The sequence below is a fragment of the Halorubrum sp. AJ67 genome, assembly GCF_000513435.1.
In genome coordinates this window covers 156,501-157,293 of the sequence record NZ_CBVY010000003.1, presented here as the reverse complement: position 1 = coordinate 157,293, position 793 = coordinate 156,501, and the positions used below count along the sequence as shown (strand labels likewise).

At 68.9% G+C, this 793-nt stretch carries 2 protein-coding genes; one reads left to right on the top strand and one right to left on the bottom strand.

What is annotated here, in order from left to right; translation table 11 throughout:
- Positions 1 to 105 (bottom strand): phosphoribosylamine--glycine ligase family protein (locus tag BN903_RS18295; protein WP_255331275.1); only part of this gene is annotated, 105 nt, incomplete at its 3' end.
- A gap of 142 nt (positions 106 to 247) precedes the next feature.
- Here BN903_RS18295 and BN903_RS04430 point away from each other — a divergent pair.
- Positions 248 to 793, top strand: a 546-nt coding sequence (locus tag BN903_RS04430) for a thioredoxin domain-containing protein (RefSeq protein ID WP_048076572.1), incomplete at its 3' end; no start/stop codon positions are given.

The window sequence follows — 793 nt, the reverse complement described above, 5'->3', positions numbered from 1 at the left end:
ATTTCGGACGCTCGCGCAGGCGTACAGCGCGCAGTCGTCGGCCACCGCGCGGGCGATAGCGTGTTCGCGGCCGCCGCCCCCCACCAGCAGTACGGTCTCCGTCATGTCCGACGGATTCCCGCACGGTAGTGTAAACCTTACTCTCTGTGTGGCCGCAGATATACACGAACGCGCATATCACGGGCGGCGGAGACCGACGTTCGTCGCGGTGCGGACGCCTTTTGCCCCGCCGGGCCGAACCAGGCGTATGTCACAGCCCACCGAGCGGAACCGCCTCGACGGGGAGGCGAGTCCCTACCTCCGGCAGCACGCCGACAACCCCGTCAACTGGCAGCCGTGGGGCGACGAGGCGTTCGAGCGCGCCCGCGAGCACGACGTGCCGGTGTTCGTCTCAATCGGCTACTCCTCGTGTCACTGGTGTCACGTCATGGCCGAGGAGAGCTTCGAGGACGAGTCCGTCGCGGCCGCGATGAACGAGTCGTTCGTCTCGATCAAAGTCGACCGCGAGGAGCGCCCCGACGTCGACAGCACGTTCATGACGGTCTGCCAGCTCGTCACCGGCGGCGGCGGGTGGCCGCTCTCGGCGTGGTGTACGCCCGAGGGCAAGCCGTTCTACGTCGGGACGTACTTCCCGCCCGAGCCGCGCCGGAACCAGCCCGGCTTCCGCGACCTCTGCGAGCGGATCGCCGACTCGTGGAGCGACCCCGAACAGCGCGAGGAGATGAAACGGCGCGCCGACCAGTGGGCCGAGAGCGCGCGCGACGAACTGGAGTCGGTCCCGACGCCGGACGCT